Origin of the sequence: Variovorax soli (assembly GCF_031454625.1) — a bacterium.
Taxonomy (GTDB): domain Bacteria; phylum Pseudomonadota; class Gammaproteobacteria; order Burkholderiales; family Burkholderiaceae_C; genus Variovorax; species Variovorax soli_A.
In genome coordinates, this window is sequence record NZ_JAVDRF010000009.1 from 51,445 (window position 1) to 73,642 (window position 22,198).

The 22,198-nt window shown below is 65.8% G+C and carries 20 protein-coding genes and 1 other RNA gene; 11 read left to right on the forward strand and 10 right to left on the reverse strand.

Annotation, left to right across the window (positions count from 1 at the left end; genetic code table 11):
- Positions 1-60: 60 nt before the first annotated feature.
- From lapB to gyrA, 10 genes are all read right to left on the reverse strand, one after another.
- Entirely contained in the window at positions 61-1,245 is a 1,185-nt protein-coding gene (gene lapB, locus J2739_RS19305; RefSeq protein ID WP_309904571.1) for a lipopolysaccharide assembly protein LapB, read from the reverse strand.
- Positions 1,235-1,549 carry a LapA family protein gene (locus J2739_RS19310; protein ID WP_309904572.1) on the reverse strand — a complete coding sequence of 105 codons (315 nt, stop codon included), beginning with the start codon at positions 1,547-1,549 and terminating at the stop codon, positions 1,235-1,237. Before J2739_RS19310 ends, lapB begins: the two co-directional genes overlap by 11 nt.
- A gap of 32 nt (positions 1,550-1,581) precedes the next feature.
- Positions 1,582-1,902 carry an integration host factor subunit beta gene (locus J2739_RS19315; RefSeq protein ID WP_309904574.1) on the reverse strand — a complete coding sequence of 107 codons (321 nt, stop codon included), beginning with the start codon at positions 1,900-1,902 and terminating at the stop codon, positions 1,582-1,584.
- A 51-nt stretch (positions 1,903-1,953) separates the two neighbouring features.
- The gene (gene rpsA / locus J2739_RS19320; protein WP_309904576.1) at positions 1,954-3,642 is read right to left on the reverse strand and encodes a 30S ribosomal protein S1; all 1,689 of its coding nucleotides are present in this window, start codon (positions 3,640-3,642) and stop codon (positions 1,954-1,956) included.
- A 158-nt stretch (positions 3,643-3,800) separates the two neighbouring features.
- Positions 3,801-5,828, reverse strand: coding sequence for a bifunctional 3-phosphoshikimate 1-carboxyvinyltransferase/cytidylate kinase (locus J2739_RS19325; RefSeq protein ID WP_309904577.1), 2,028 nt, complete (start codon positions 5,826-5,828; stop codon positions 3,801-3,803).
- A 3-nt stretch (positions 5,829-5,831) separates the two neighbouring features.
- Entirely contained in the window at positions 5,832-6,710 is an 879-nt protein-coding gene (locus J2739_RS19330; protein WP_309904579.1) for a prephenate dehydrogenase, read from the reverse strand.
- A gap of 9 nt (positions 6,711-6,719) precedes the next feature.
- Positions 6,720-7,838, reverse strand: coding sequence for a prephenate dehydratase (gene pheA / locus J2739_RS19335; RefSeq protein WP_309904581.1), 1,119 nt, complete (start codon positions 7,836-7,838; stop codon positions 6,720-6,722).
- Positions 7,839-7,858: 20 nt separating this feature from the next.
- A complete protein-coding gene (gene serC / locus J2739_RS19340) occupies positions 7,859-8,926 on the reverse strand; it encodes a 3-phosphoserine/phosphohydroxythreonine transaminase (RefSeq protein ID WP_309904878.1) in 1,068 nt (355 codons plus the stop codon).
- Between the two features lie 50 nt (positions 8,927-8,976).
- Positions 8,977-9,552, reverse strand: coding sequence for a DUF2059 domain-containing protein (locus J2739_RS19345; RefSeq protein ID WP_309904583.1), 576 nt, complete (start codon positions 9,550-9,552; stop codon positions 8,977-8,979).
- The gene (gene gyrA, locus J2739_RS19350) at positions 9,549-12,197 is read right to left on the reverse strand and encodes a DNA gyrase subunit A (protein WP_309904585.1); all 2,649 of its coding nucleotides are present in this window, start codon (positions 12,195-12,197) and stop codon (positions 9,549-9,551) included. The genes J2739_RS19345 and gyrA overlap by 4 nt, the downstream gene beginning before the upstream one ends.
- Before the next feature lie 225 nt (positions 12,198-12,422).
- Between gyrA and ompA the strand changes: the two genes are divergently transcribed.
- From ompA to J2739_RS19405, 11 genes are all read left to right on the forward strand, one after another.
- Positions 12,423-13,079 (forward strand): outer membrane protein OmpA, encoded by a 657-nt coding sequence (ompA, locus tag J2739_RS19355; RefSeq protein WP_309904587.1) that lies wholly within the window; start codon positions 12,423-12,425, stop codon positions 13,077-13,079.
- 115 nt (positions 13,080-13,194) lie between these two features.
- Positions 13,195-13,917, forward strand: coding sequence for a bifunctional 2-polyprenyl-6-hydroxyphenol methylase/3-demethylubiquinol 3-O-methyltransferase UbiG (gene ubiG, locus J2739_RS19360; protein WP_309904589.1), 723 nt, complete (start codon positions 13,195-13,197; stop codon positions 13,915-13,917).
- Positions 13,914-14,582: an HAD-IA family hydrolase gene (locus tag J2739_RS19365; RefSeq protein WP_309904591.1), complete on the forward strand. Its 669-nt coding sequence runs from the start codon at positions 13,914-13,916 to the stop codon at positions 14,580-14,582. The genes ubiG and J2739_RS19365 overlap by 4 nt, the downstream gene beginning before the upstream one ends.
- A 13-nt stretch (positions 14,583-14,595) precedes the next feature.
- Positions 14,596-14,981: a transfer-messenger RNA gene (gene ssrA, locus J2739_RS19370) on the forward strand.
- Positions 14,982-15,149: 168 nt separating this feature from the next.
- Positions 15,150-15,962 carry a phytanoyl-CoA dioxygenase family protein gene (locus tag J2739_RS19375; protein ID WP_309904593.1) on the forward strand — a complete coding sequence of 271 codons (813 nt, stop codon included), beginning with the start codon at positions 15,150-15,152 and terminating at the stop codon, positions 15,960-15,962.
- Positions 15,922-16,098: a hypothetical protein gene (locus J2739_RS19380; protein ID WP_309904595.1), complete on the forward strand. Its 177-nt coding sequence runs from the start codon at positions 15,922-15,924 to the stop codon at positions 16,096-16,098. The genes J2739_RS19375 and J2739_RS19380 overlap by 41 nt, the downstream gene beginning before the upstream one ends.
- A 162-nt stretch (positions 16,099-16,260) precedes the next feature.
- The gene (locus tag J2739_RS19385; RefSeq protein ID WP_309904597.1) at positions 16,261-17,865 is read left to right on the forward strand and encodes a methyltransferase regulatory domain-containing protein; all 1,605 of its coding nucleotides are present in this window, start codon (positions 16,261-16,263) and stop codon (positions 17,863-17,865) included.
- 73 nt (positions 17,866-17,938) lie between these two features.
- Positions 17,939-19,630: a gamma-glutamyltransferase gene (gene ggt / locus J2739_RS19390; protein WP_309904880.1), complete on the forward strand. Its 1,692-nt coding sequence runs from the start codon at positions 17,939-17,941 to the stop codon at positions 19,628-19,630.
- On the forward strand, positions 19,630-20,388 hold the full coding sequence (locus J2739_RS19395) for a pseudouridine synthase (protein ID WP_309904600.1): 759 nt from the start codon (positions 19,630-19,632) through the stop codon (positions 20,386-20,388). The genes ggt and J2739_RS19395 overlap by 1 nt, the downstream gene beginning before the upstream one ends.
- A 29-nt stretch (positions 20,389-20,417) precedes the next feature.
- The gene (locus tag J2739_RS19400) at positions 20,418-21,404 is read left to right on the forward strand and encodes a YVTN family beta-propeller repeat protein (protein ID WP_309904602.1); all 987 of its coding nucleotides are present in this window, start codon (positions 20,418-20,420) and stop codon (positions 21,402-21,404) included.
- Positions 21,391-22,191: a polysaccharide deacetylase family protein gene (locus J2739_RS19405; protein ID WP_309904604.1), complete on the forward strand. Its 801-nt coding sequence runs from the start codon at positions 21,391-21,393 to the stop codon at positions 22,189-22,191. The genes J2739_RS19400 and J2739_RS19405 overlap by 14 nt, the downstream gene beginning before the upstream one ends.
- Positions 22,192-22,198 lie beyond the last annotated feature (7 nt).

Genomic DNA, 22,198 nt, shown 5'->3' on the forward strand with positions numbered 1-22,198 from the left:
GGCGTGCATTTGAACGAGAAGATCGCCAACGGTGTTGGCGTTGCGACAATTTGAGGGATTTCAGAGCTCTTCGACGCGGCGCGGCGGGTAGCTGTCCCAGGCCTGGCAGCCCGGGCAATGCCAGAAATGCTGGTGCGCCTCGAAGCCGCAGGCGGCGCAGCGGTAGCGCATCAGCGGCCGCGTGGCCTGGTCCAGGGTGCGCTGGACGGGCTGGCGGTACTGCTCGTGCGCGAAGCGCTCGCCGGCCAGCCAGCGCGAGGCGGCCACCAGCGAGGGCTGGTGGCTGAGGTGGGCGATGTAGCCATCTCGCGGCTCGGGCGGATTGGAGGCCTCGGCCACGAGGTCGTCGGGCAGCATCGGGGTGCCGCCCAGCGCCATGATGGCTTCGAGCACGTCGATGGACGGCGATTCGGCATAGCGGCGTTGCAGGATGAGCAGCGCTTCGCCGCCGCGTTGCGAGGCGACCGCGGCCTGCTGCAGCATGGCGGCGTAGAGCGGCAGCGCGAGCGGTGCGCTCTCGCACAGGGCGGCGAGCGTGTCGTAGGCACCGGCGGAGTCGCCGTTGCGCAGCTGCAGCGCGGCGGTGTCGATGGCCGGCCGCGGCGCTTGCGGCGCCAGGGCGACCGCCTGGTCCAGCAGCAGGGCGGCGTTTTGGAGATCGCCGGCGGCCACCTGTTCGGCGGCCTGTTCGCAGAGATGGTGGGCACGGCGCACGCTGTAGCTGGCCTGCTCCGCCTCGTCGAGCTTCTGTGCCACGGCCGCGGCCTGGGTCCATTCGCGCGAGCGCTCATAGATGGCCAGCAGCGCCAGCCGCGCCTCGTTCTCGTAGCGGGTGCCTTCGAGCTTCTGCAACGCGGCCTCGGCGCGGTCGAGCAGGCCAGCGCGGAGAAAGTCCTGCGCCAGGGCGTGCTGTGCCCGGTCGCGGTCGGCGCGGCTCAGGTCGCCACGCCCCAGCAGGTGCTCGTGCACGCGCACGGCGCGCTGATATTCGCCGCGGCGGCGGAACAGGTTGCCGAGCGCGAAGTGCAGCTCCTGGGTGTCGGGGTCGTTCTGCACGGCCTCGATGAAGGCATCGATGGCCTGGTCCTGCTGCTCGTTGAGCAGGAAGTTGAGGCCGCGGAAGTAGGCCTTGGGCGCCTGCCGGTTCTCGATGCGCAGCTGCCGGAGGTCGAAGCGCGAAGCGAGCCAACCCAGGATGAATGCAAGGGGCAAGCCGAGCAGCAGCCAGCTGAAATCAAAGTCCATGTTGGCGCACGGCGGGAAGGTCGGTGGCGGCAGCCGGGGGTGCTGCAGTGGCGCTTGCCGCAGGCGGGACCGGCGAGGCGGGCAACTGGGCCGCGGCGCTGCGGTGCTTCCACCAGCCCGGCAGCATTCCCAGGACGCCGACCACGAGTCCGCCCGCAAAGGCGGCGAGCACCACCAGCACCAGCGGGGCGCGCCAGGAGGTGCCGAAGAAGAAGTAGACGGTGGCGTCGTGCTGGTTGTTCAGCGCGAAAGCGAAGAGGGTAAAAAAAATGGCTGCCTTGAGCAGCCAAAGGAGATATTTCATGCGCGTCCCCGATGGCGGGGGAATTCTATGCTTCAGTCTCCGCGCAGACGCTGCTCGGCATCGAGCTCCGCCGTGCGTGCATCGACCGCCTCCCGCAGGGCCTTGCCCGGCTTGAAGTGCGGCACGCGCTTCTCGGGGATCTGAACGCTTTCGCCCGAACGCGGATTGCGCCCGATGCGCGGCGGACGCCGGTTCACCGTGAAGCTGCCAAAACCGCGGATCTCGATGCGATGGCCGCGCACCAGGGCGTCGCTCATCGCGTCAAGGATGGTCTTGACGGCGTACTCGGCGTCGCGGTGCGTGAGTTGCGCGAAGCGGGCCGCGAGTTCTTCGACTAGGTCTGAACGAGTCATAAACCACAGAAGGACACGGTGAGCAGAGCTCACCGTGTCTGCGTCTGCTTTTTATTTTTCGTTGTTGCTGTCGAGCTTGGCGCGCAGCAGGGCGCCCAGGCTGGTCGTACCCGCGTTCTCGCGTGCCGACTGCTGGCTCAGGTTGGCCATCGCGCCTTGTTCGTCGGCCAGGTCCTTCTGCTTGATCGACAGCTGGATGTTGCGGGTCTTGCGATCCACGTTGACCACGACAGCCGTGACCTCGTCGCCTTCCTTGAGCACGTTGCGCGCATCTTCCACGCGGTCGCGGGAGATCTCGCTGGCGCGCAGGTAGCCGACGATGTCGTCGCCCAGGTCGATCTCGGCGCCGCGCGGGTCGACGGTCTTGACCTTGCCGGTCACGACCTGGCCCTTGTCATTCACCGTGGTGAAGGTGGTGAAGGGGTCGCTGTCGAGCTGCTTGATGCCCAGGCTGATGCGCTCGCGGTCCACGTCGACGGCCAGCACGATGGCCTCGACTTCCTGGCCCTTCTTGTAGTTGCGCACGGCGGTTTCGCCGGGCTCGTTCCACGAGAGGTCGGACAGGTGCACCAGGCCATCGATGCCGGCCGCCAGGCCGACGAAGACGCCGAAGTCGGTGATCGACTTGATGGGGCCCTTGACGCGATCGCCGCGCTTGGTGTTTTGCGCGAACTCCTGCCACGGGTTGGCCTTGCACTGCTTCATGCCCAGGCTGATGCGGCGCTTGTCTTCGTCGATCTCGAGAACCATGACTTCGACTTCGTCGCCCAGCGAGACGATCTTGTTGGGGGCGATGTTCTTGTTGGTCCAGTCCATCTCGGACACGTGCACCAGGCCTTCGATGCCGGGCTCGAGCTCGACGAAGGCGCCGTAGTCGGCGATGTTCGTGACCTTGCCGAACAGGCGCGTGCCTTGCGGGTAGCGGCGCGAGACGCCCATCCACGGGTCGTCGCCCATCTGCTTGAGGCCCAGCGAGACGCGGTTCTTCTCGGTGTCGAACTTGAGGATCTTGGCCGTGATTTCCTGGCCGGCCTGGACCACCTCGCTCGGGTGGCGGACACGGCGCCAGGCCATGTCGGTGATGTGCAGCAGGCCGTCGATGCCGCCGAGGTCGACGAACGCACCGTATTCCGTGATGTTCTTGACCACGCCGCGCACGACTGCGCCTTCTTTCAGCGTTTCCATCAGCTTGGCGCGCTCTTCGCCCATGCTGGCTTCGACCACGGCGCGGCGCGAGAGCACCACGTTGTTGCGCTTGCGGTCGAGCTTGATGACCTTGAATTCGAGGGTCTTGTTCTCGTAGGGGGTCAGGTCCTTGATCGGACGGGTGTCGATCAGCGAGCCCGGCAGGAAGGCGCGGATGCCATTGACCAGGACGGTGAGACCGCCCTTGACCTTGCCACTGGTGGTGCCGGTGACGAAGTCGCCGGATTCGAGCGCCTTCTCGAGCGCCAGCCAGGAGGCCAGGCGCTTGGCGGTATCGCGCGAGAGGATGGTGTCGCCGTAGCCGTTCTCGACGCTGCCGATGGCCACGGAAACGAAATCGCCGGCCTGGACTTCGAGTTCGCCCTTGTCGTTCTTGAACTCTTCGATGGGCACGTAGGCTTCGGACTTGAGGCCGGCGTTGACCACGACGTGGTTGTGCTCGACGCGCACGACTTCGGCGGTGATGACCTCGCCGCTGCGCATTTCGGAACGCTTCAGGGATTCTTCGAACAGGTCGGCAAAAGATTCAGACATGTGTGGGTTCCTTCCGTCACGCAGGGTTTGCAGTCGCACCATTGCGGCTGGCTAGGGTCTGGAGACGGCGGTTGAGGGCTCGGGGCCCGGTTGGAGTTGAACAACCAGCAGGCCGGTGCGCTGTCGCGCGGCGGGGACCTGCTGGACCGAAATACCCTTCAGGATGACCCGAAAGGCTGTACTTCCTGCCACCAGGCAAGCACCTGCTCGACCGATTGCTCGACCGAGAGAAGGGAGTTGTCCAGGAGGCGGGCATCAGGCGCCGGTTTCAAAGGGGCGACGCTGCGGGAAGAATCCCGGAGGTCGCGCGCTTCCAGGTCGGCGCGAAGACCGTCGAGTGTAGTCGAAATACCCTTTGAAATCAATTGCTTATGCCGCCTTTCGGCGCGCTGGGCGGCGCTCGCGGTCAAATAAACCTTGAGGGTGGCATCGGGAAAGACCACCGTGCCCATGTCGCGGCCGTCGGCCACGAGGCCCGGCAGACGGCGGAAGCTCTTCTGCAGCGCCAGCAATGCCTTGCGCACGGCGGGCAAGGCGGAGACGCGCGAGGCGTCCATGCCGGCGGCCTCGGTTCGGATGGCGTCGCTCACGTCCTCGCCGGACAGCAGCACCTTGCCTTCGCTGAAGCGCAGCGGCAAGGTGCGGGCGAGCTCGGCGATCTGCATCTCGTGGGCTGCATCGGCTTCGAGGCCGTTGCGCCGCATCGCGAGGCCGGTCACACGGTAGAGCGTGCCCGAATCGAGGTAGTGATAGCCCAACTGATAGGCCACGGCGACGGCCAGGGTGCCTTTGCCCGAGGCGGTGGGACCGTCGATGCAGAGCACCGGCACTTCTGCCGCCTCGGCCACCGAGAACAGGGTCTCGAAATAGTCCGGGAAAGTCTTGGCCACGCAGTGCGGCTCGAGGATGCGCACCGGCAACCCGGCCGGATTGAAAGCCGCCAGCGAGAAGCACATGGCCACTCGGTGGTCGTCGTAGGTGCGAATGCTCGCGGCACGCCAGCCGGCCCGCGCAAGCGGATGCACGCAGATGAAGTCCGGGCCGTCCTCGACGGTGGCGCCCAGCTTGCGCAGTTCCTTCGCCATGGCGTCGATGCGATCGGTTTCCTTGACGCGCCAGCTCGCGATATTGCGCAGCAGGCAAGGGCCGTCGGCGTAGAGCGCCATCACCGCCAGCGTCATCGCTGCGTCGGGAATGTGGTTGGCGTCGAGGTCGATGGCCTTGAGTGGCCAGGCGCCGCGTGAGATTGCCAGCCAGTTGGGGCCGCTGTCGATGTGAGCCCCCATCAGCCGCGCTGCCTCGACGAAGCGGATGTCGCCCTGGATCGAATCCGCGCCCACGCCTTCGATGCGGATGCCCTCGCCCCGGGCGATGGCGCCCAGTGCAATGAAGTAGCTGGCCGAGGAGGCGTCGGCCTCGACGTGGATGTCGCCGGGCGAGCGGTAGCGGCTGCCGGCCGGAATGACGAAACGCTCCCAGCCCTCGCGCCGGACCTCGATGCCGAAGCGCGACAGCAGGTTGAGCGTGATCTCGATGTAAGGCTTGGAAATCAGCTCGCCGATCACCTCGATGGTGATGTCGCGGCCCGACGCCTGGTCGGCCCGCTCCGAGGCAGCCCCCGCGGCCAGTGGCAGCGCCAGCAGCAGGGCGGTCAAGAACTGGCTCGACACGTCGCCCCGCACGCGGATCGGAGCGGCCAGCTGGAGGGAGTCGAGCGGCACCGGATGGATGGCCAGCGGGGGATAGCCGGGATTGCCGAGGTAGTCGATGCGGCAGCCGAGCTGCACCAGCGCATCGACCAGATCGCCGATCGGCCGCTCGTGCATGCGTGGCACACCGGAGAGCTCGAATTCGCCGCCGAGCAGGGCCAAGGCCGCCGTCAGCGGCCGCATTGCGGTGCCGGCATTGCCCAGGAAGAGCTTGGCGCCGGAAGTCCTCAGCCGGCCATCCAGGCCTTCGATGCGCAGCCCGGCGCCAGCGCGGTCGATGCGGCAGCCGAGCGCGGCCAGGGCATCGAGCATCACCCGCGTGTCGTCCGAATCAAGCAGGTCGTGCACGGTGGTCGTGCCGCCGGCCAGCGCTGCCAGCAGCAGCACGCGGTTCGAGATGCTCTTGGAACCCGGAAGGCGCACGGTGCCAGAGGCGCCGGCGAGCGGCGGAAGGTCCAGGAAGGGCGTGGAGAACATGGCTCAGTCGGGGGAAACGCCTGCGCCCGGCTGCCATTGGGCGCGCGCGCGGCTCGCAGCGGCGATCGCGTCCTCGAGGGCCTGCGAATCGCCCGCACGCATCAGGGCCTCCATCTGCGCCAGGGACGCGCGAAATGCCTGCGATTGCTGCAGCACCTGCTCGCGGTTGGCCAGCAATACATCGCGCCACATGGCGGTGTCACCGGCCGCGATGCGCGTGAAGTCGCGGAAGCCCGGGCCGGCCAGTTCCAGGAAGCGCGGCCCCTCGGGCTGGGCCGTCAATGCGTTGGTGAAAGCGAAAGCCAGAAGGTGCGGCAGGTGGCTCACGGCCGCGAAAGCCTTGTCGTGTGCCTCGGGCGTCATGGTCACCACCTTGGCGCCGATCCCGGACCAGACTTGCGTCGCGCGCTGCACGTTGGAGCGCAGCGTGGCCTTGACGGGCGTGAGGACGACCTGGCGTCCGGCATAGAGGCTTGCATCGGCATGCTCGACGCCGGCGACTTCCTTGCCGGCGATCGGATGTGCCGGAACGAAGCTGGCGAACTGGTCGTGCAGGCCGCGCCGCGCGGCCTCGATCACGTCGCCCTTGGTCGAGCCCACGTCCATCACCAGCATCTGCTCGGTGATGCCGTGGCGGATCGCCTTGAAGGTCGCCTCGGAAGCGCCCACCGGCACCGCGATCAGGACCAGGTCGGCGCCCGAGACGGCGAGCAGGGCGGAGGGCGCCGCGACGTCGATGACGCCCAGTTGCCGCGCGCGCTCGGTGGTCGATGGCGACTTGCTGTAGCCGACCACGCGCTTCACCAGCTTGGCGCGCTTGAGCGCCAGCGCAAAGGAACCGCCCATCAGGCCGCAGCCGATCAAGCCGAGCTGTTCGAACATGGGGCAGCCTCAGGCGGTGACGGGGTAGGCGCCGATCACCTTGTAGAACGCGCAGAGCTTGCGCAGTTCGGCGAGGGCGGCGGCCACGTGGGGCTGCGAGGGATGGCCGTCGAGGTCGATGTAGAAGTAGTACTCCCACTGGCCCGTGCGTGCGGGGCGCGACTCGAAGCGGGTCATCGAGACATCGTTGGCCTTGAGCGGCACCAGCAGGTCGTGCACGGCGCCCGGCCGGTTGGGCACGGAGACCACGAGGCTGGTGCAGTCCTTGCCCGAAGCCGGCGGCATGGCCAGGGTCTGGGGCAGGCAGATGACGGCGAAACGCGTGCGGTTGTACGAGTCGTCCTGGATCGCGTGCGAGACGATGTGCAACCCGAAGCGCGTGGCGGCACGCTCGCTCGCCAGGCCTGCCCAGGCCGGGTTGCCGGCGGCGAGCCGGGCGCCTTCGGCGTTGCTGGAAACGGCGCGGCGCTCCGCACGCGGCAGGTGCTTGGAGAGCCAGGTCTGGCACTGAGCGAGCGCCTGGGGGTGCGCCAGCACCGCCTCGATGCCTTCGAGCGAATTGACCGTGCGCAGCAGGTGATGGCGCACGAGCAGGCTGACCTCGCCGACGACATGGGTCGGCGAGTGCAGGAACAGGTCGAGCGAGCGCGTGACCACGCCCTCGGTGGTGTTTTCGACACCGACCACGCCGTACTGTGCGCTGCCGGCCGCCGTGGCATGGAAGACCTCGTCGAAGCTGGCGCAATAGATCAGGTCGGCGGCACCGCCGAAGTACTCGATGGCGGCCTGCTCGCAGAAGGTGCCCTCGGGGCCGAGCACGGCGACGCGCTGTGGCGACTCGAGCGCCAGGCAGGCCGACATGATCTCGCGCCAGATGGCAGCCACATGCAGCGATTTGAGCGGGCCGTGGTTGCTCTGCTGCATCTTCTCGATCACGTGGGCCACGCGGTCGGGACGGAAGTAGGGCGTGCCCTCGCGCTTCTTGACCTCGCCCACCAGCTCCGCCACGTGCGCGCGGCGGTTGAGGAGATCGAGCAGTTGCTGGTCGAGCGAATCGATCTGCGTCCGCAGATCGGCGAGGCTGGCGGAGGGGTCGGAGGCTGGGGACGGTGGGGTGGAGGCGGTCATCGGTCGGATCGCACGCCGTGCTACGCGTGCGACCGCTCGAATTCTCGCATGTAGTCCACCAGCGCCTGCACGCCTTCGAACGGCATCGCGTTGTAGATGCTGGCCCGCATCCCACCCACGGACTTGTGGCCCTTCAGCTGCAGCAGGCCTGCCTCGCGCGCGCCTGCGAGAAAGGCCTCGTTGCGGCTTTCGTTCTTGAGGAAGAAGGGCACGTTCATGCGCGAGCGGCAGTCGTGGGCGACGCGGTTCTCGTAGAAGGGCGAGGCGTCGATGAAGTCGTACAGGAGCCGCGCCTTGGCGGCGTTGCGCTGTTCCATGGCAGCGACGCCGGTGAGCGCGCCTTCGGTCTGCTGCCGCAGCCACTGGAAGGTAAGCCCGGCGATGTAGATGCCCCAGGTCGGCGGCGTGTTGTACATGGACTTGTTGTCCGCCACGATCCGGTAATTGAATGCGCTGGGACAGATGTCGAGCGCATGGCCCAGAAGGTCGTCGCGCACGATCACCAGCGTGAGACCGGCCGGCCCGAGGTTCTTCTGGGCACCGCCGAAGGCAAGGCCGACGCGGGTCCAGTCGACCGGGCGCGAGGCGACGTGGGAAGAGAAATCGATGACCAGCGGGGCCTTGCTCCCTAGCGCGGCCAGGTCCGGCAGCGCCTGGAACTCGACACCGTGAATGGTTTCGTTGGAGCACAGGTGCACGTACGAAGCATCGTCCGACACCTGCCAGGTCGAGGGTGCGGGAATCTGCGTGTGCTGGTTGTCGGCATTCGAGGCCGCGATGTTCGACTGGCAGTAGCGCTGTGCTTCCTTCTGAGACTTTGCGCTCCAGCTCCCGGTGATCACGAAATCGGCCTTGTTGCCGCGAGACAGGTTCATCGGAACGATCGCGTTCTCGCCCAGGCCGCCGCCCTGCATGAAGAGGATGTGGAAGTGCTCGGGCACTGCCAGCAGCGCGCGAAAGTCCGCTTCGGCTTGCGCGCAGATCGCGCCGAACTCCTTGCCGCGGTGACTCATCTCCATCACGCTCATGCCGCTGCCTTGCCAGTCCAGCATTTCGGCGGCAGCACGCTGCAGCACCGCTTCCGGCATCGCAGCCGGGCCGGCGGAGAAGTTGTAGGGGCGTCGACCCGAGGGCGTCGTCACTTCTTGGCGGGCGCCTTGGGCGCTGACTTGGCTGGGGGTGCGCCTTCGGTAGGGGCGCCCAGGGCCTTGGCGACGTTGGCATCGAGCGTACGCATCTTGGGTTCGATGCTGGAGCGGGTCTCGGCCACCAGCTTTTCCGTCAGCGCGGTCTGCATCTTCGGATTGAGCTCCTGGTACTTCTTGCTCAAGGGCGAGTTGATCCAGGCCAGCAACTGGCGCAGCTCGTCTTCGCTGAAGTTGTCGCGCAGGATCGGGCCGAGGGCATCCGGTGCCAAGGCCACGGCCTTGTCGCGCACGATGGGATAAGCGTCGTCGAAGTACTTCTTGAGCTCGGCGTCGGCGGCCTTCGCGGCGGCCTCGCGCTTTTCGGCAGGGACCTGCGTCTGCAGGTATTGCGAGCCGGCCTGCGCGATGGGCGCGCTCGACTGTTCGACCAGTCCGCGTGCCAGCGCCTCGATGCCGGGACGCTGCAGGTCGAGGAACTGCTTGACCATTGCCGCCTTGTCCTGGGCCATGGCCATGGAGCTGCCGGCGAGCGCGACCGCGAGCAGCGCGAACTTGAATTTTTTCACTGAAGATTCTCCGTTGAAGATGATGAGGAAGTGTCGTCGGCGCCGTTGTCGCTCTCCGCATTCGCGTCGTTCTCGACGATGCGCTGCAGGCCGCTGAGCTTGGCGCCTTCGTCGAGACCGATCAGCGTGACGCCTTGCGTGGCGCGGCCGAGTTCGCGGATTTCGGAGACACGGGTGCGCACCAGCACGCCCTTGTCGGTGATGAGCATGATCTCGTCGTCGGCGTGCACCAGGGTGGCAGCCACGACCTTGCCGTTGCGCTCACTTTGCTGAATCGCAATCATGCCTTTGGTTCCCCGCCCATGACGGGTGTACTCGGTAATGCTTGTGCGTTTTCCGTAACCATTCTCGGTCGCGGTCAGCACGCTCTGCTCTTCGTCCTCGGCCACCAGCATGGCGATCACGCCCTGACCGTCTTCCAGGGTCATGCCGCGCACCCCGCGCGCGTTGCGGCCCATCGGGCGGACGTCGTTCTCGTCGAAACGCACCGCCTTGCCGCCGTCGGAGAACAGCATCACGTCGTGCGCCCCATCCGTCAGCGCGGCGCCGATGAGGTAGTCGCCCGGATCCAGGTCGACCGCGATGATGCCGGCCTTGCGCGGGTTGCTGAATTCGTCGAGTGCGGTCTTCTTGACGGTGCCCATGGAGGTCGCCATGAAGACGTACTGGTTGGCCGGGAACGTACGCTTCTCGCCCGTGAGCGGCAGCACGACGTTGATCTTCTCGCCTTCCTGCAGCGGGAACATATTGACGATCGGCCGCCCGCGCGAGCCGCGCGACCCGGCAGGCACCTCCCAGACTTTCAGCCAGTACAGCCGCCCGCGGTTGGAGAAGCACAAGATGTAGTCGTGCGTGTTGGCGATGAAGAGCTGGTCGATCCAGTCGTCTTCCTTGGTCGCGGTCGCCTGTTTGCCGCGCCCGCCGCGCTTCTGCGCCCGGTATTCGCCCAGGGGCTGGCTCTTGATGTAGCCGGCGTGGGAGAGCGTCACGACCATGTCGGTGGGGGTGATCAGGTCTTCCGTCGACAGGTCGAAAGCGCTGTGCTCGACCTGGCTGCGGCGCGCGCCGAGCTTGGTCTGGCCGAACTCCTGCTTGAGAGTGGTGAGCTCGTCGCTGATGATGGTCGACACGCGCTCGGGCTTGGCCAGGATGTCCAGCAGGTCGTCGATCTCCGCCATCACTTCCTTGTACTCGGCGACGATCTTGTCCTGCTCGAGGCCGGTCAAGCGCTGCAGGCGCATCTGCAGGATTTCCTGGGCCTGCGTGTCCGACAGCCTGTAGAGGCCATCGGAGCCCATGCCGTAATCGCGCTCGAGCCCGTCCGGGCGGTAGTCGTCGGCATTGATGACGCCTCCGTCGGCGCGGGTGCGAGTGAGCATCTCGCGAACCAGCTTGCTGTCCCACCGGCGGGTCATCAGCTCGGCCTTGGCGACGGGCGGCGTGGGCGCGTTGCGGATGATGGCGATGAACTCGTCGATGTTGGCCAGCGCGACGGCCAAGCCCTCGAGCACATGGCCGCGTTCGCGCGCCTTGCGCAGATTGAAGACAGTGCGGCGCGTCACCACTTCGCGGCGGTGCTGCAGGAAGACCTCGATCAGGTCCTTGAGGTTGCACAGCTTCGGCTGCCCATTCACCAGTGCCACCATGTTGATGCCGAAGGTGTCCTGAAGCTGGGTCTGCTTGTAGAGGTTGTTGAGCACCACCTCCGGCACCTCGCCGCGCTTGAGTTCGATCACCAGGCGCATGCCCGATTTGTCGGACTCGTCCTGGATATGGCTGATGCCTTCGATCTTCTTTTCGTGCACCAGCTCCGCCATGCGCTCCTGCAAGGTCTTCTTGTTGACCTGGTAGGGCAACTCGTCGACGATGATCGCCTGGCGCTGGCCGCGGTCGATGTCCTCGAAGTGGCACTTGGCCCGCATCACCACCTTGCCGCGGCCGGTCCGGTACCCGTCCTTGATGCCATTGATGCCATAGATGATCCCTGCCGTGGGGAAGTCGGGCGCCGGAATGATCTCCATCAGGTCGTCGATGCTGGCGGCCGGGTGGCGCAGCAGGTGCAGGCAGCCGTCGACGACTTCGTTCAGGTTGTGGGGCGGGATGTTGGTCGCCATGCCGACCGCGATGCCGCCCGAGCCGTTGACCAGCAAGTTGGGCAGCTTGCTCGGCAATACCAGCGGTTCTTTTTCGCTGCCGTCGTAATTGGGACCGAAATCGACGGTCTCCTTGTCAATGTCGGCGAGCATTTCATGCGCAATCTTCGCAAGCCGAATTTCCGTGTAGCGCATTGCGGCTGCGTTGTCGCCATCGACCGATCCGAAATTGCCCTGGCCGTCGACCAGCATGTGGCGCATCGAGAAGTCCTGCGCCAGCCGAACGATGGTGTCGTAGACGGACTGGTCGCCGTGCGGGTGGTACTTGCCGATGACATCCCCGACGATACGGGCCGACTTCTTGTACGGCCGGTTCCAGTCGTTATTGAGTTCGTGCATCGCATACAACACCCGCCGGTGCACGGGCTTGAGGCCGTCCCGAGCGTCTGGAAGGGCGCGTCCCACGATCACGCTCATGGCGTAATCGAGATAGCTGCGGCGCATTTCCTCTTCGAGGCTGATGGGCAGAGTTTCTTTGGCGAACGAGGTCATGAGCAGCAGGCTGGCGGCGGAGAACCCGAAATTTTACGCCGCGGAGGGTGTCGCACCGCCGCAACACAACGCCGGGATTCCGCCTCCGTCCTACGTTTCGGGGGCGCCTCGCGGGCAGTTTGCCAAAGATCCCATGGCACAATCGCCTCAACGTTTTGGGTGGTGGTCACTTAAAGCGTCCTTGATTCGCAGCGCGGCTGCGGCTTTTTCCCCAAGAGGAGAACCATGAAGAAACTGAATAAAGTGGCGATGATGTTTGCAGTCGCTGCGCTCGCCACTGCCGCCGGCGCGCAGACCCGTGTCACCGCCGCTGACGGTGGTCCCGTGATCGACAACTGGCAAAACGGCACCGGCGAATTGGTCTGGAAGAACGGCACGAACGAACTGTGCTGGCGCGATGCGAACTGGACGCCTGCCACCGCCGCCGCCGGCTGCGACGGCGCTCTGGTCCCGCCGCCGCCTCCCGCCGCGGTCGTGACCCCGCCCGCTCCGGCCCCCGCTCCCGCCGCTCCTGCCGTCGCCGCCTCCAAGGTTACCTTCGCTGCCGACGCCTTCTTCGACTTCGACAAGTCCGTGCTGAAGCCCGAAGGCCGCGCCAAGCTTGACGACCTTGTCTCGAAGATCCGCGACGTGAACCTCGAAGTGATCATCGCAGTCGGCCACACCGATTCCATCGGTACTGACGCCTACAACCAACGCCTGTCGGTGCGCCGCGCCGAAGCCGTCAAGGCCTACTTGGTCTCGAAGGGCATTGAACGCAACCGCGTCTACACCGAAGGTAAGGGCGAGAAGCAGCCCGTTGCCGACAACCGCACCAAGGAAGGCCGCGCCAAGAACCGCCGCGTGGAAATCGAAGTGGTCGGTACCCGCGCCAACCGTTGATTCGCAAGAGTCTTCAAATCAAAACCCCGCTTCGGCGGGGTTTTTTAATGGACGAACGCATTGCAGATTCGCCGCAGGTGGTCTAGGACAATTCGCGTCGTTCCATAATCCGCATATGACCGAAACCGTGAATGCCGATCCGGCGGAACTCGCCAAATTCTCTGAACTGGCCCACCGCTGGTGGGATCTGGAAAGCGAATTCCGGCCCCTTCATGAAATTAATCCGCTGCGCCTGGAGTGGATCGAAAGTATTGCGCCTATCGCCGGATGCAGAGTGCTGGACGTCGGTTGCGGCGGCGGGATCCTTGCTGATGCGATGGCGCGACGCGGCGGCGACGTGCTCGGCATCGACCTGGCTGACAAGGCTCTCAAGGTCGCCCAGCTTCACGCGCTGGAGGCTGCGACGCGCGGCGTGAAGTACCGCAACATCAGCGCCGAGGCCCTGGCAGTCGAGCAGCCAGAAAGCTTTGACATCGTCACCTGCATGGAGATGCTCGAGCATGTTCCGCAGCCGGCTTCGGTCGTGCAGGCTTGCGCCCGGCTGGCCAAGCCTGGTGGCTGGGTTTTCTTTTCGACGATCCACCGCAACCTGAAGTCCTTCCTCCTCGCGATCGTCGGTGCCGAGTATGTTCTGGGCATGCTGCCGCGCGGCACGCACGAGTACCGAAAGCTGATCCGGCCGAGCGAGCTGGCCGCCTACTGCCGCGCTGCCGGGCTCGACCTGCGCCAGACCCGCGGCCTTCAGCACAACCCCGTTACCCGTCGCTACTGGCTCAGCGACGACACCAGCGTCAACTACATGTTCGCGACGCGCAAGCCCGCGCCAACCCTGTCATGAGCTTTGCCGATGCCACCCGAGCCATCCTGTTCGACCTGGACGGCACGCTGATCGACAGCGCAGCCGACCTGGGCGCCGCAGCCGATCAGATGCGTACCGACCGCGGCCTGGACTCGCTCCCCATGGAGCGATATCGCCCCATGGCCGGTTCCGGAGCGCGCGGGATGCTAGGCGTTGCCTTCGGCATCACACCCGATGCCCCCGACTTCGCACCCCTGCGCGAGGAGTTCTTCCTCAATTACGAGGCGCGGATGATGCGCACCCGGCAGTTCGAAGGCGTGGCCGAACTCGTCGCAGCGCTTTGCGCGCGAGGCCTGCAGTGGGGCGTGGTCACCAATAAGTCGGTCCGCTTCACCGGCCCACTCACGCGCGCCATGCCGCTGTTCAGTACGGCGCGCGCGATCATCAGCGGCGACACCACGCCATACGCCAAGCCGCACCCGGAACCCCTGTTCGAGGCGGCGCGGCAATTGGGTGTGTCCCCTGCAAGCTGCATCTACGTGGGCGACGACGAGCGCGATATGGCGGCAGGCCGGGCTGCTGGCATGCGGACTGTCGCTGCGACCTATGGCTACATGGGCGCCGAGGCCGATGTGACCCTGTGGGAGGCGGATGCCGCCATCAGATCTCCCCTAGAGCTCTTGCAACTACTGGAATCGGCCTAAAATACTCGGCTCTGGGGCTGCACTGGTTTCGACGTGGGTTCGGAATCGCAGCGGGGCATGTCGAGCTGAATGCGCTCGTAAAACAGATTCAAACAAACTAACTGCAAACGACGAACGTTTCGCACTCGCCGCTTAATTGCCGGTGAGCTTTGCAACAGCACGCCGATGGGCTGGGCAAGGGGGCACGGAGCAATCCGCGCCTCCCGGCTGCAAAGATAATCCACATCGGCTGGCCTCGATCCGGGTACCTTGGATCGGGGCGAGAACCAAGGGTACTGGCGGCCGGTGTAGCGTGCGACTGCGCGACAACGGTGGCGAGACTCAAAACAGATCGCTAAACATGTAGATCTGCGCGAAGAAGGCTTGCGGACGGGGGTTCAAATCCCCCCAGCTCCACCATTCAATCTGCGAAGACTTGCTCTTTGCATTCACGATGTCGCAGGTCCCGCCCGAGCGGATCTGCATCGCGCGTCGTCTCCACCCTTCCTTCGGCTACCATGCCGCCGCGGAGGACAAGCAAGTTGCATCGCCCTTATCGACGCAACATGCAATTTGGGGAGACGCACAATGACAATTGCCGCGACCTCTACGCAGCAGGTCACCTGGGGTGATCTGTGCAATGCCCGTTTCTGGCGCTCGCTCGCGCCGCAGCTTTGCATCGGCGGTGCGCAGTCGGTTGTCACGGCCGTGCCTCGGCAGAGCTATGAACGGCTGGCGCAACGCATGTCGAAGGATGGCTATTTCTGCGACAGCGATGAGGTGATCGAGCGGCTGGCGCCGCTCGTCGGCGAGGCCGTGAAGCGCTGCGTCGCTGTCGGGCTGCCAGCCGTGTTCGCATGGATCTACGACGAGCCGTGGGCTTGCTACGCTCGCCTGCGACCGATCTTCGCGCACTTCCTGGGTGCCGAGTTCAAGCCTTTGCCCGCATTCTGGGCATGGCATGTCGATCCGCAGAGAGGGGAGACCGGCTGGAAGCCTCATCGCGACAATCGCTACAACTCGCTCGGCGCGGACGGTTCGCCGCTGTCGCTCACCTGCTGGGTCCCGCTGTCCGACGCGGACCCTCTCAACAGCTGTATGTACATCGTGCCCAAGCACATGGATGCCGCGTACGGCGCGCCCCCTGGGCGTGCCGGAGCCGTCGACGCCCTTGTTTGCCGCGCGTGCACTGCCGGCGAAGCCTGGCGATTACCTGGTCTGGGACCAATGCGTCTTGCATTGGGGTGGCCCGACCAGCGAGTTTGCCGAGCACCCCCGCATGAGCATGGCACTCGAGTTTCAGCGCGGCGACGTCCTCCCGATCATGCAGCCGTTCGGGCGCGGGGAACATCTCCCGGCTATGCCACCCGTGCTGGAGCAGGAGCTCCATCCCGCCTTTGAAGTTCGCCTGCAACTCGTCGCGCGACAGATCCTGCAGTACCAGCACATGTATGGTTTGTCGCAAAGCCTCGCCGATCTCGCTGCATATTTGCTGACGGCGGCGGCGGCGGCGGCGGCGGCGGCGCGCGACGACTAGCAGCGCGGTGCCGCTGGCGCACCAATTCTGATTCTTTCTTTCTCATTCCTCGCGCGTTGTCGCACGCGGGCTATAGTCCGCTCGCTCGCGCCTCCAGCCGGACAGGGTCGGCCTTCCGGCAGGTGCCGGAGGCACCGGTGAATGGCGCGCTGGAGGACACACATGGAATCATCGACGACGCCCGCGACCTCGACCACCTCGAATTACTACGACGTCGTTCCGTACGAGTCCCATCCTTTCCCGCAATCGACCATCGAGCATCTCGAGGCGCTGGCCTTCCTCTTCGGCCTGGCCACACCACCGCTCAAGCGGGCGCGCGTGCTCGAACTCGGCTGCGCGGCGGGCGGTAACCTGATTCCGATCGCCGCACGGCATCCGGAAGCGAGGATGGTGGGCGTGGATCTGTCTTCGGTGCAGATCCGGCAGGGCCAGGCGGCCATCGACCAAGCGCGACTCCAGAACATCGAGCTGCGGGCCCTGGACCTCACGGAGCTCGATGCTTCTTTTGGCCAGTTCGACTACATCATCTGCCATGGTGTCTACAGCTGGGTACCGGCGCCGGTGCAGGATGCGATCCTGCGCATCTGTTCCCAAAACCTCGCTCCGGAGGGCGTCGCCTTCGTGAGCTACAACGTGTACCCGGGTTGGAAGGCGCGCGAGATCGTGCGGGACGCGATGATCCTGCGCGGCGCGCCGCGCGACGAACCCGACGAGAAGCTCTCCTACGCTCGCGGCATGCTCGAATTCCTGGAGCAATCGGCGCGGCCGGACAGCGTTCTCAAGAAGACGCTGGAAGAGAACATGCCGATCGTGCGGAACTCGGGGGCGTCCTACCTCCTGCACGAGTTCCTCGAGCCGCACAACGCCCCTTGCTACTTCAAGGAGTTCGCTGCGCGCGCCGGAGCCCACGGACTCAGCTACCTGGCGGACGCCGAGCCTTCGACCATGTTCGTGCAGAACTACGGCGAGAAAGTGCGAGATCCGCTGCTGCGCGAGTGCGGCGGCAGCCAGATCATGATGGAGCAGTACCTGGACTTCCTCGTGAACAGGACCTTCAGGCAGACGCTGCTGGTCAAGCAGGAGCGTGCCACCGACATCCGTTATCGGCTCGATGCGACGCGCATCCGTGCGCTCGAATACGCAGGGGTGTTCTCGGCCGAGGACGGCGAGGTGCTCACGCTCGATGCGCGCGAGCAGGTCTGCCGCGCGATACGCAACCTCAAGGTCACGCTGCGGCTGCCGGTGCACAAGGCTGTGGCCCAGGTGCTCGACGAGCGATACCCCGCGAGTACGCCGACCGATGCGCTGATTGCCGCAGTCTCGGCGCGAACCGGCGAGCCGCGCGCCGCGGTCGACCCGCTGGTCATTGCGATGCTGGAGGAACTGCTCATTCTCGGCGCGGTGCGCATCCGGCGCACGCCGTCGCAGGCCAGTGTCACGGTTCCGGCTTTCCCTCGGGCACCGGCCGCGACGCGCAAGGCTCCAGGTCTGGCGCTGAGCGCTGGCCCGACGGCTGTGGCTTGCAACCAATGGCATGAACTGGTAGGGCTCTCCCTGCTCGAGCGCTGCCTGCTTCCCCTCCTCGACGGCAAGCATTCGCATGAAGCCCTCGCGCAGCATCTGGCCAACGAGGCCTGCGCCGGTCGACTGCGCTTCATCAAGGACGAGAAGCCGCTGACCGACGAAGCAGCGTTGCGCGCATTCACGCAGCGGCAGGTGGCGCTGGCCCTGCGCGACCTTCGTCGAAAGGCGCTGATAGAGGCATGATGCTCTCCTTTGCAAAAAGGAGATTGCAGTGAAAAAACTCATGTGGCGCACGACTGCGCGCAGCGCGGTCGTGATGGCGCTCGCGCTGGCCGGCGCAGCCCAGTTGCACGCAGCCTCGCAGGCGCCCGCGGCGGCAGAAAACGGCATGGTGGTGAGTGCCCAGCACTTGGCGACGAAGGTGGGCGTCGAGGTGCTCAAGCGCGGCGGAAACGCCATCGATTCGGCGGTGGCGGTGGGCTACGCGCTCGCGGTGGTGTACCCGGCCGCCGGCAACCTGGGCGGCGGCGGCTTCATGACCGTGCAGTTGGCAGACGGCCGCAAGACCTTCCTCGATTTCCGAGAGAAGGCTCCTCTGGCTGCGACGGCGAACATGTACCTCGACAAGGAGGGCAACGTCATCAAGGGCCTGAGCACGAACGGCCACCTCGCCGTCGGCGTGCCGGGTACCGTTTCCGGCCTCGAACTGGCACGGGAGAAGTACGGCACCATGCAACGTGCCGCACTGATCGCTCCGGCGATCACGCTGGCTGAACGCGGCTTTGCGTTGGAGCAGGGCGATATCGACATGCTGGCCACCGCGACCGCCGATTTCAAGAAGGACCGGGCCAGCGGCGCCATCTTTCTCAACAAGGGCGAGCCCTTCTCGGTCGGCCAGAAGCTGGTGCAGAAGGACTTGGCAAAGACGCTCAAGACCATCAGCCAGAAGGGCCCCGATGGTTTCTACAAGGGTCCGGTGGGCTCTGCCATCGTGAAGTCGAGCCAGGAGGGCAGGGGCATCATCACCCAGGCCGATCTCGACCAGTACAAGACGCGCGAGCTGGCGCCGATCGAATGCGACTACCGCGGCTACCACGTGATCTCGGCGCCGCCGCCAAGCTCGGGTGGAGTGGTGATCTGCGAGATGCTGAATATCCTCGAGGGCTATCCGCTCAAGGACCTGGGCTTCCGCTCGGCCGAGGCGGTGCACTACCAGATCGAGGCAATGCGCCACGCCTATGTGGATCGCAACAGCTACCTCGGCGATCCGGACTTCGTGAAGAACCCGCTGGACCGCCTGCTCGACAAGGGCTATGCCGAAAAAATTCGCGCCGTGATCGACCCGAAGAAGGCCGGCGTCTCCAAGGACATCAAGCCAGGCGTTGCCCCGCACGAGGGCAGCAACACCACCCATTACTCGATCGTCGACCAGTGGGGCAATGCAGTCTCGGTGACTTACACGCTCAACGATTGGTTCGGCGCCAAGGTCATGGCCGCCGGCACCGGGGTGTTGCTCAACAACGAAATGGACGATTTCACCTCCAAGGTGGGCGTGCCCAACCTCTATGGCCTGGTGCAAGGCGAGGCCAACGCCATCGCCCCCGGCAAGCGACCGCTGTCTTCGATGAGCCCGACCATCATGACCAAGGACGGTAAGACTGTCTTCGTGGTCGGCACGCCGGGCGGCAGCCGCATCATCACGGCCGTGCTGCACACCCTGCTCAACGTGGTGGACTACGGCATGAACGTCCAGGAGGCCGTGGATGCGCCCCGCTTTCACCAGCAGTGGCTGCCCGACGTGACCAATGTCGAGACTTTCGCGCTCAGCCCCGACACACGCAAGATCCTGATCGACATGGGCCACAACCTCGGCGTGCCACAGCCTGCCAACCATATGGCGGCGATCATCGTCGGCGCCCCTGCGCTGGGCGGCAAGCCGGTGGGCAAGAACCGTTTCTACGGCGCCAACGACCCGCGACGCAATACCGGCCTGGCGCTCGGGTACTGATGCGACTCGAGGAGATCCTCTTCACCCAGGGCTTCGGCACCCGGCGCGTTTGTGCCGGGCTGATCCAGCAGGGCTTCGTTCGGGTGGACGGGGCCATCGTCGACGACCCCGGCCAGGCGTTCGCGACGCAGGGCCTGCGTTTCACGGTCCAGGGCGTGGAGTGGGCCTACCACGAGAAGGCTTACCTGATGCTCCACAAGCCGGCCGGCACCGAGTGCTCGCAGAAGCCCTCGACCTACCCGAGCATCTACACCTTGCTGCCAGCGCCCCTGCGCCAGCGGCCCAACAAGGGCGCGGTGCAGGGCGTGCAGGCCATCGGCCGCCTCGATCAGGACACCACAGGCCTGCTTCTGCTGACCGACGACGGCCAGTTCATCCACCGCATGGGTTCGCCTAAGCACCATGTGCCCAAGGTCTACGAGGTGGGCATGAAGCATCCGATCGATTCGAATCAGGTCGACCGGCTGCTGGCCGGCGTGGTGCTCGACGACGACCCCAAGCCGGTGCGGGCAGCGGCCTGCGAGGCGGTCGGCCCGCTGCAACTTCGGCTGACGCTGACCGAAGGCAAATACCACCAGGTCAAGCGCATGCTCGCGGCCGTGGGCAACCGGGTCGAGACCTTGCATCGTTCGCGCATCGGGCCGCTGGCGCTGCCGGAAGATCTTGCGCCCGGCCAGTGGCGGTGGCTGGAGGCGGCCGAGGTCGATGCCCTACGGAACCGGAGCGCCGGTCAGCCAACGTACAGGGTCGATCGTTAGAATCAGAATCTTCTTTCGGAACGTCTCTCTTGCGCTTCAAGTTCTCCATCCCAGGCCGCCTCGCGGCCTTTTTGTTTGCCTGCGCGGCGCTGCCTTCGCCGGCAGCCGAGCCGCCCCCAGTCTTCGTGCTCAATTCGCTCGACGCCACGGTGAGCGTGATCGATCCGGCCAACTGGAGCGAAAAGCAGCGCATCCCCACGGGCAAGGAGCCGCACCACCTCTACCTCTCGCCCGACGAGAGTTCGCTGATCGTCGCCAACTCGGCCGGCGACTCGCTGACGTTCCTCAATCCGCGCACGGCCGAGGTCCAGCGCGTGGTCTACGGCATCATCGATCCGTACCACCTGCGCTTCTCGCCCGACATGAAGTGGTTCGTCACCGCAGGCAACCGGCTCAACCACGTGGATGTCTACCGCTGGGACGGCAAGGAGCCCAAGCTGGCCAAGCGGATTCCGACGGGCAAGACGCCGAGTCACATCTGGATCGACGGCAAGAGCACCACCGCCTACGTGAGCATGCAGGACAGCGACGAACTGGTCGCCGTTGACCTGGCCACCCAGACCATCCGCTGGCGGGTTCCCACGGGGCCGATGCCCGCGGACATCTTCGGCATCCACGACGGCAAGACCTTGCTGGTGGGGCTCACGGGCAGCGATGGCGTGCAGGTCTTCGATGTCGCCGGTGCACAGCCCAAGCCGATCGGCCAGATCATGACCGGCAAGGGTGCCCATGCCTTCCGTTCGGCAGGCGACGGCCGCAGCGTCTTCGTCAGCAACCGCGTGGCCAACAGCATCAGCCGCATCGACCTGCAGACCCTGCAGGTCGTCGACACCTACCCGGTGCCCGGCGGTCCCGACTGCATGGACGTCTCTGCCGACGGCAAGACGCTCTACGTGACCTCGCGCTGGGCCAAGAAGCTCAGCGTGATCGACCTGGCGGCGCACAAGGTGACGCAGCAGGTGCCCGTCGGCCGTTCGCCGCACGGTGTCTGGACGCTGGACCATGCCCGGCGCTAAGGCTGCGGCCGCTTCCTTCCTGCTCCTCGCAGCGGGCGCCCTGTCGACGGGCGCGCTCGCGCAGGGCAGTTGCGCCAAGCCGATCTATCTGACCTTCGACACAGGCCACATGGGCGTGGCTCCCCTGATCGCGGAGGTGCTCAAGCGCCAGGACGTGCGGGTCACCTTCTTCGCCGCCGCCGAGCCCACCCAGACCGGCGGCGACAGCCTGGACAGCCAGTGGGCCCCGTGGTGGAAGGTGAGGGCGGCCGAGGGCCACGAATTCGCCTCCCACACGTACGACCACGCCTACTGGCGCGGCGACATCAAGGGCATGGCGCCGCGCTTCCGCATCCAGCCCTCGGCCGGGGCCTTCGCGGGGCGGCAATTCACCTGGGACGCGGAGCAGTACTGCGCCAACATCGCCAAGGCCTCGGACCGCCTGCAGCACATCACCGGAAAGAAGCCGCTGCCGCTGTTCCGGGCCCCGGGCGGCAAAACCTCGCCCAAGCTGCTAGCCACGGCCAAGGCCTGCGGCTATGAGCACGTGGGCTGGGCGCCGGCCGGCTTCCTCGGCGACGAACTGCCGAGCGAGAAGTTCAGCAACGAGAAGCTGTTGCAGCAAGCCCTCGAGCGCATCCAGCCGGGCGACATCCTGGTGGCGCACCTGGGCATCTGGTCGCGCAAGGACCCGTGGGCGCCGGCGGTGCTGGAGCCCTTGATCGTCGGGCTCAAGGCCAAGGGCTTCTGCTTCGAGACACTGCGCCAGCATCCGGCGTATCGTGCCTGGATCGCATCGCATTCCTGAACCGGGT

Bases quoted from the DNA above. Each gene is read 5' to 3' on its own strand.
- lapB (WP_309904571.1), bottom strand. From the start codon at position 1,245: ATGGACTTTGATTTCAGCTGGCTGCTGCTCGGCTTGCCCCTTGCATTC.
- J2739_RS19310 (WP_309904572.1), bottom strand. From the start codon at position 1,549: ATGAAATATCTCCTTTGGCTGCTCAAGGCAGCCATTTTTTTTACCCTC.
- J2739_RS19315 (WP_309904574.1), bottom strand. From the start codon at position 1,902: ATGACTCGTTCAGACCTAGTCGAAGAACTCGCGGCCCGCTTCGCGCAA.
- rpsA (WP_309904576.1), bottom strand. From the start codon at position 3,642: ATGTCTGAATCTTTTGCCGACCTGTTCGAAGAATCCCTGAAGCGTTCC.
- J2739_RS19325 (WP_309904577.1), bottom strand. From the start codon at position 5,828: ATGTTCTCCACGCCCTTCCTGGACCTTCCGCCGCTCGCCGGCGCCTCT.
- J2739_RS19330 (WP_309904579.1), bottom strand. From the start codon at position 6,710: ATGTTCGAACAGCTCGGCTTGATCGGCTGCGGCCTGATGGGCGGTTCC.
- pheA (WP_309904581.1), bottom strand. From the start codon at position 7,838: ATGACCGCCTCCACCCCACCGTCCCCAGCCTCCGACCCCTCCGCCAGC.
- serC (WP_309904878.1), bottom strand. From the start codon at position 8,926: ATGCCGGAAGCGGTGCTGCAGCGTGCTGCCGCCGAAATGCTGGACTGG.
- gyrA (WP_309904585.1), bottom strand. From the start codon at position 12,197: ATGACCTCGTTCGCCAAAGAAACTCTGCCCATCAGCCTCGAAGAGGAA.
- ompA (WP_309904587.1), top strand. From the start codon at position 12,423: ATGAAGAAACTGAATAAAGTGGCGATGATGTTTGCAGTCGCTGCGCTC.
- ubiG (WP_309904589.1), top strand. From the start codon at position 13,195: ATGACCGAAACCGTGAATGCCGATCCGGCGGAACTCGCCAAATTCTCT.
- J2739_RS19365 (WP_309904591.1), top strand. From the start codon at position 13,914: ATGAGCTTTGCCGATGCCACCCGAGCCATCCTGTTCGACCTGGACGGC.
- J2739_RS19375 (WP_309904593.1), top strand. From the start codon at position 15,150: ATGACAATTGCCGCGACCTCTACGCAGCAGGTCACCTGGGGTGATCTG.
- J2739_RS19380 (WP_309904595.1), top strand. From the start codon at position 15,922: ATGCCACCCGTGCTGGAGCAGGAGCTCCATCCCGCCTTTGAAGTTCGC.
- J2739_RS19385 (WP_309904597.1), top strand. From the start codon at position 16,261: ATGGAATCATCGACGACGCCCGCGACCTCGACCACCTCGAATTACTAC.
- ggt (WP_309904880.1), top strand. From the start codon at position 17,939: ATGGCGCTCGCGCTGGCCGGCGCAGCCCAGTTGCACGCAGCCTCGCAG.
- J2739_RS19395 (WP_309904600.1), top strand. From the start codon at position 19,630: ATGCGACTCGAGGAGATCCTCTTCACCCAGGGCTTCGGCACCCGGCGC.
- J2739_RS19405 (WP_309904604.1), top strand. From the start codon at position 21,391: ATGCCCGGCGCTAAGGCTGCGGCCGCTTCCTTCCTGCTCCTCGCAGCG.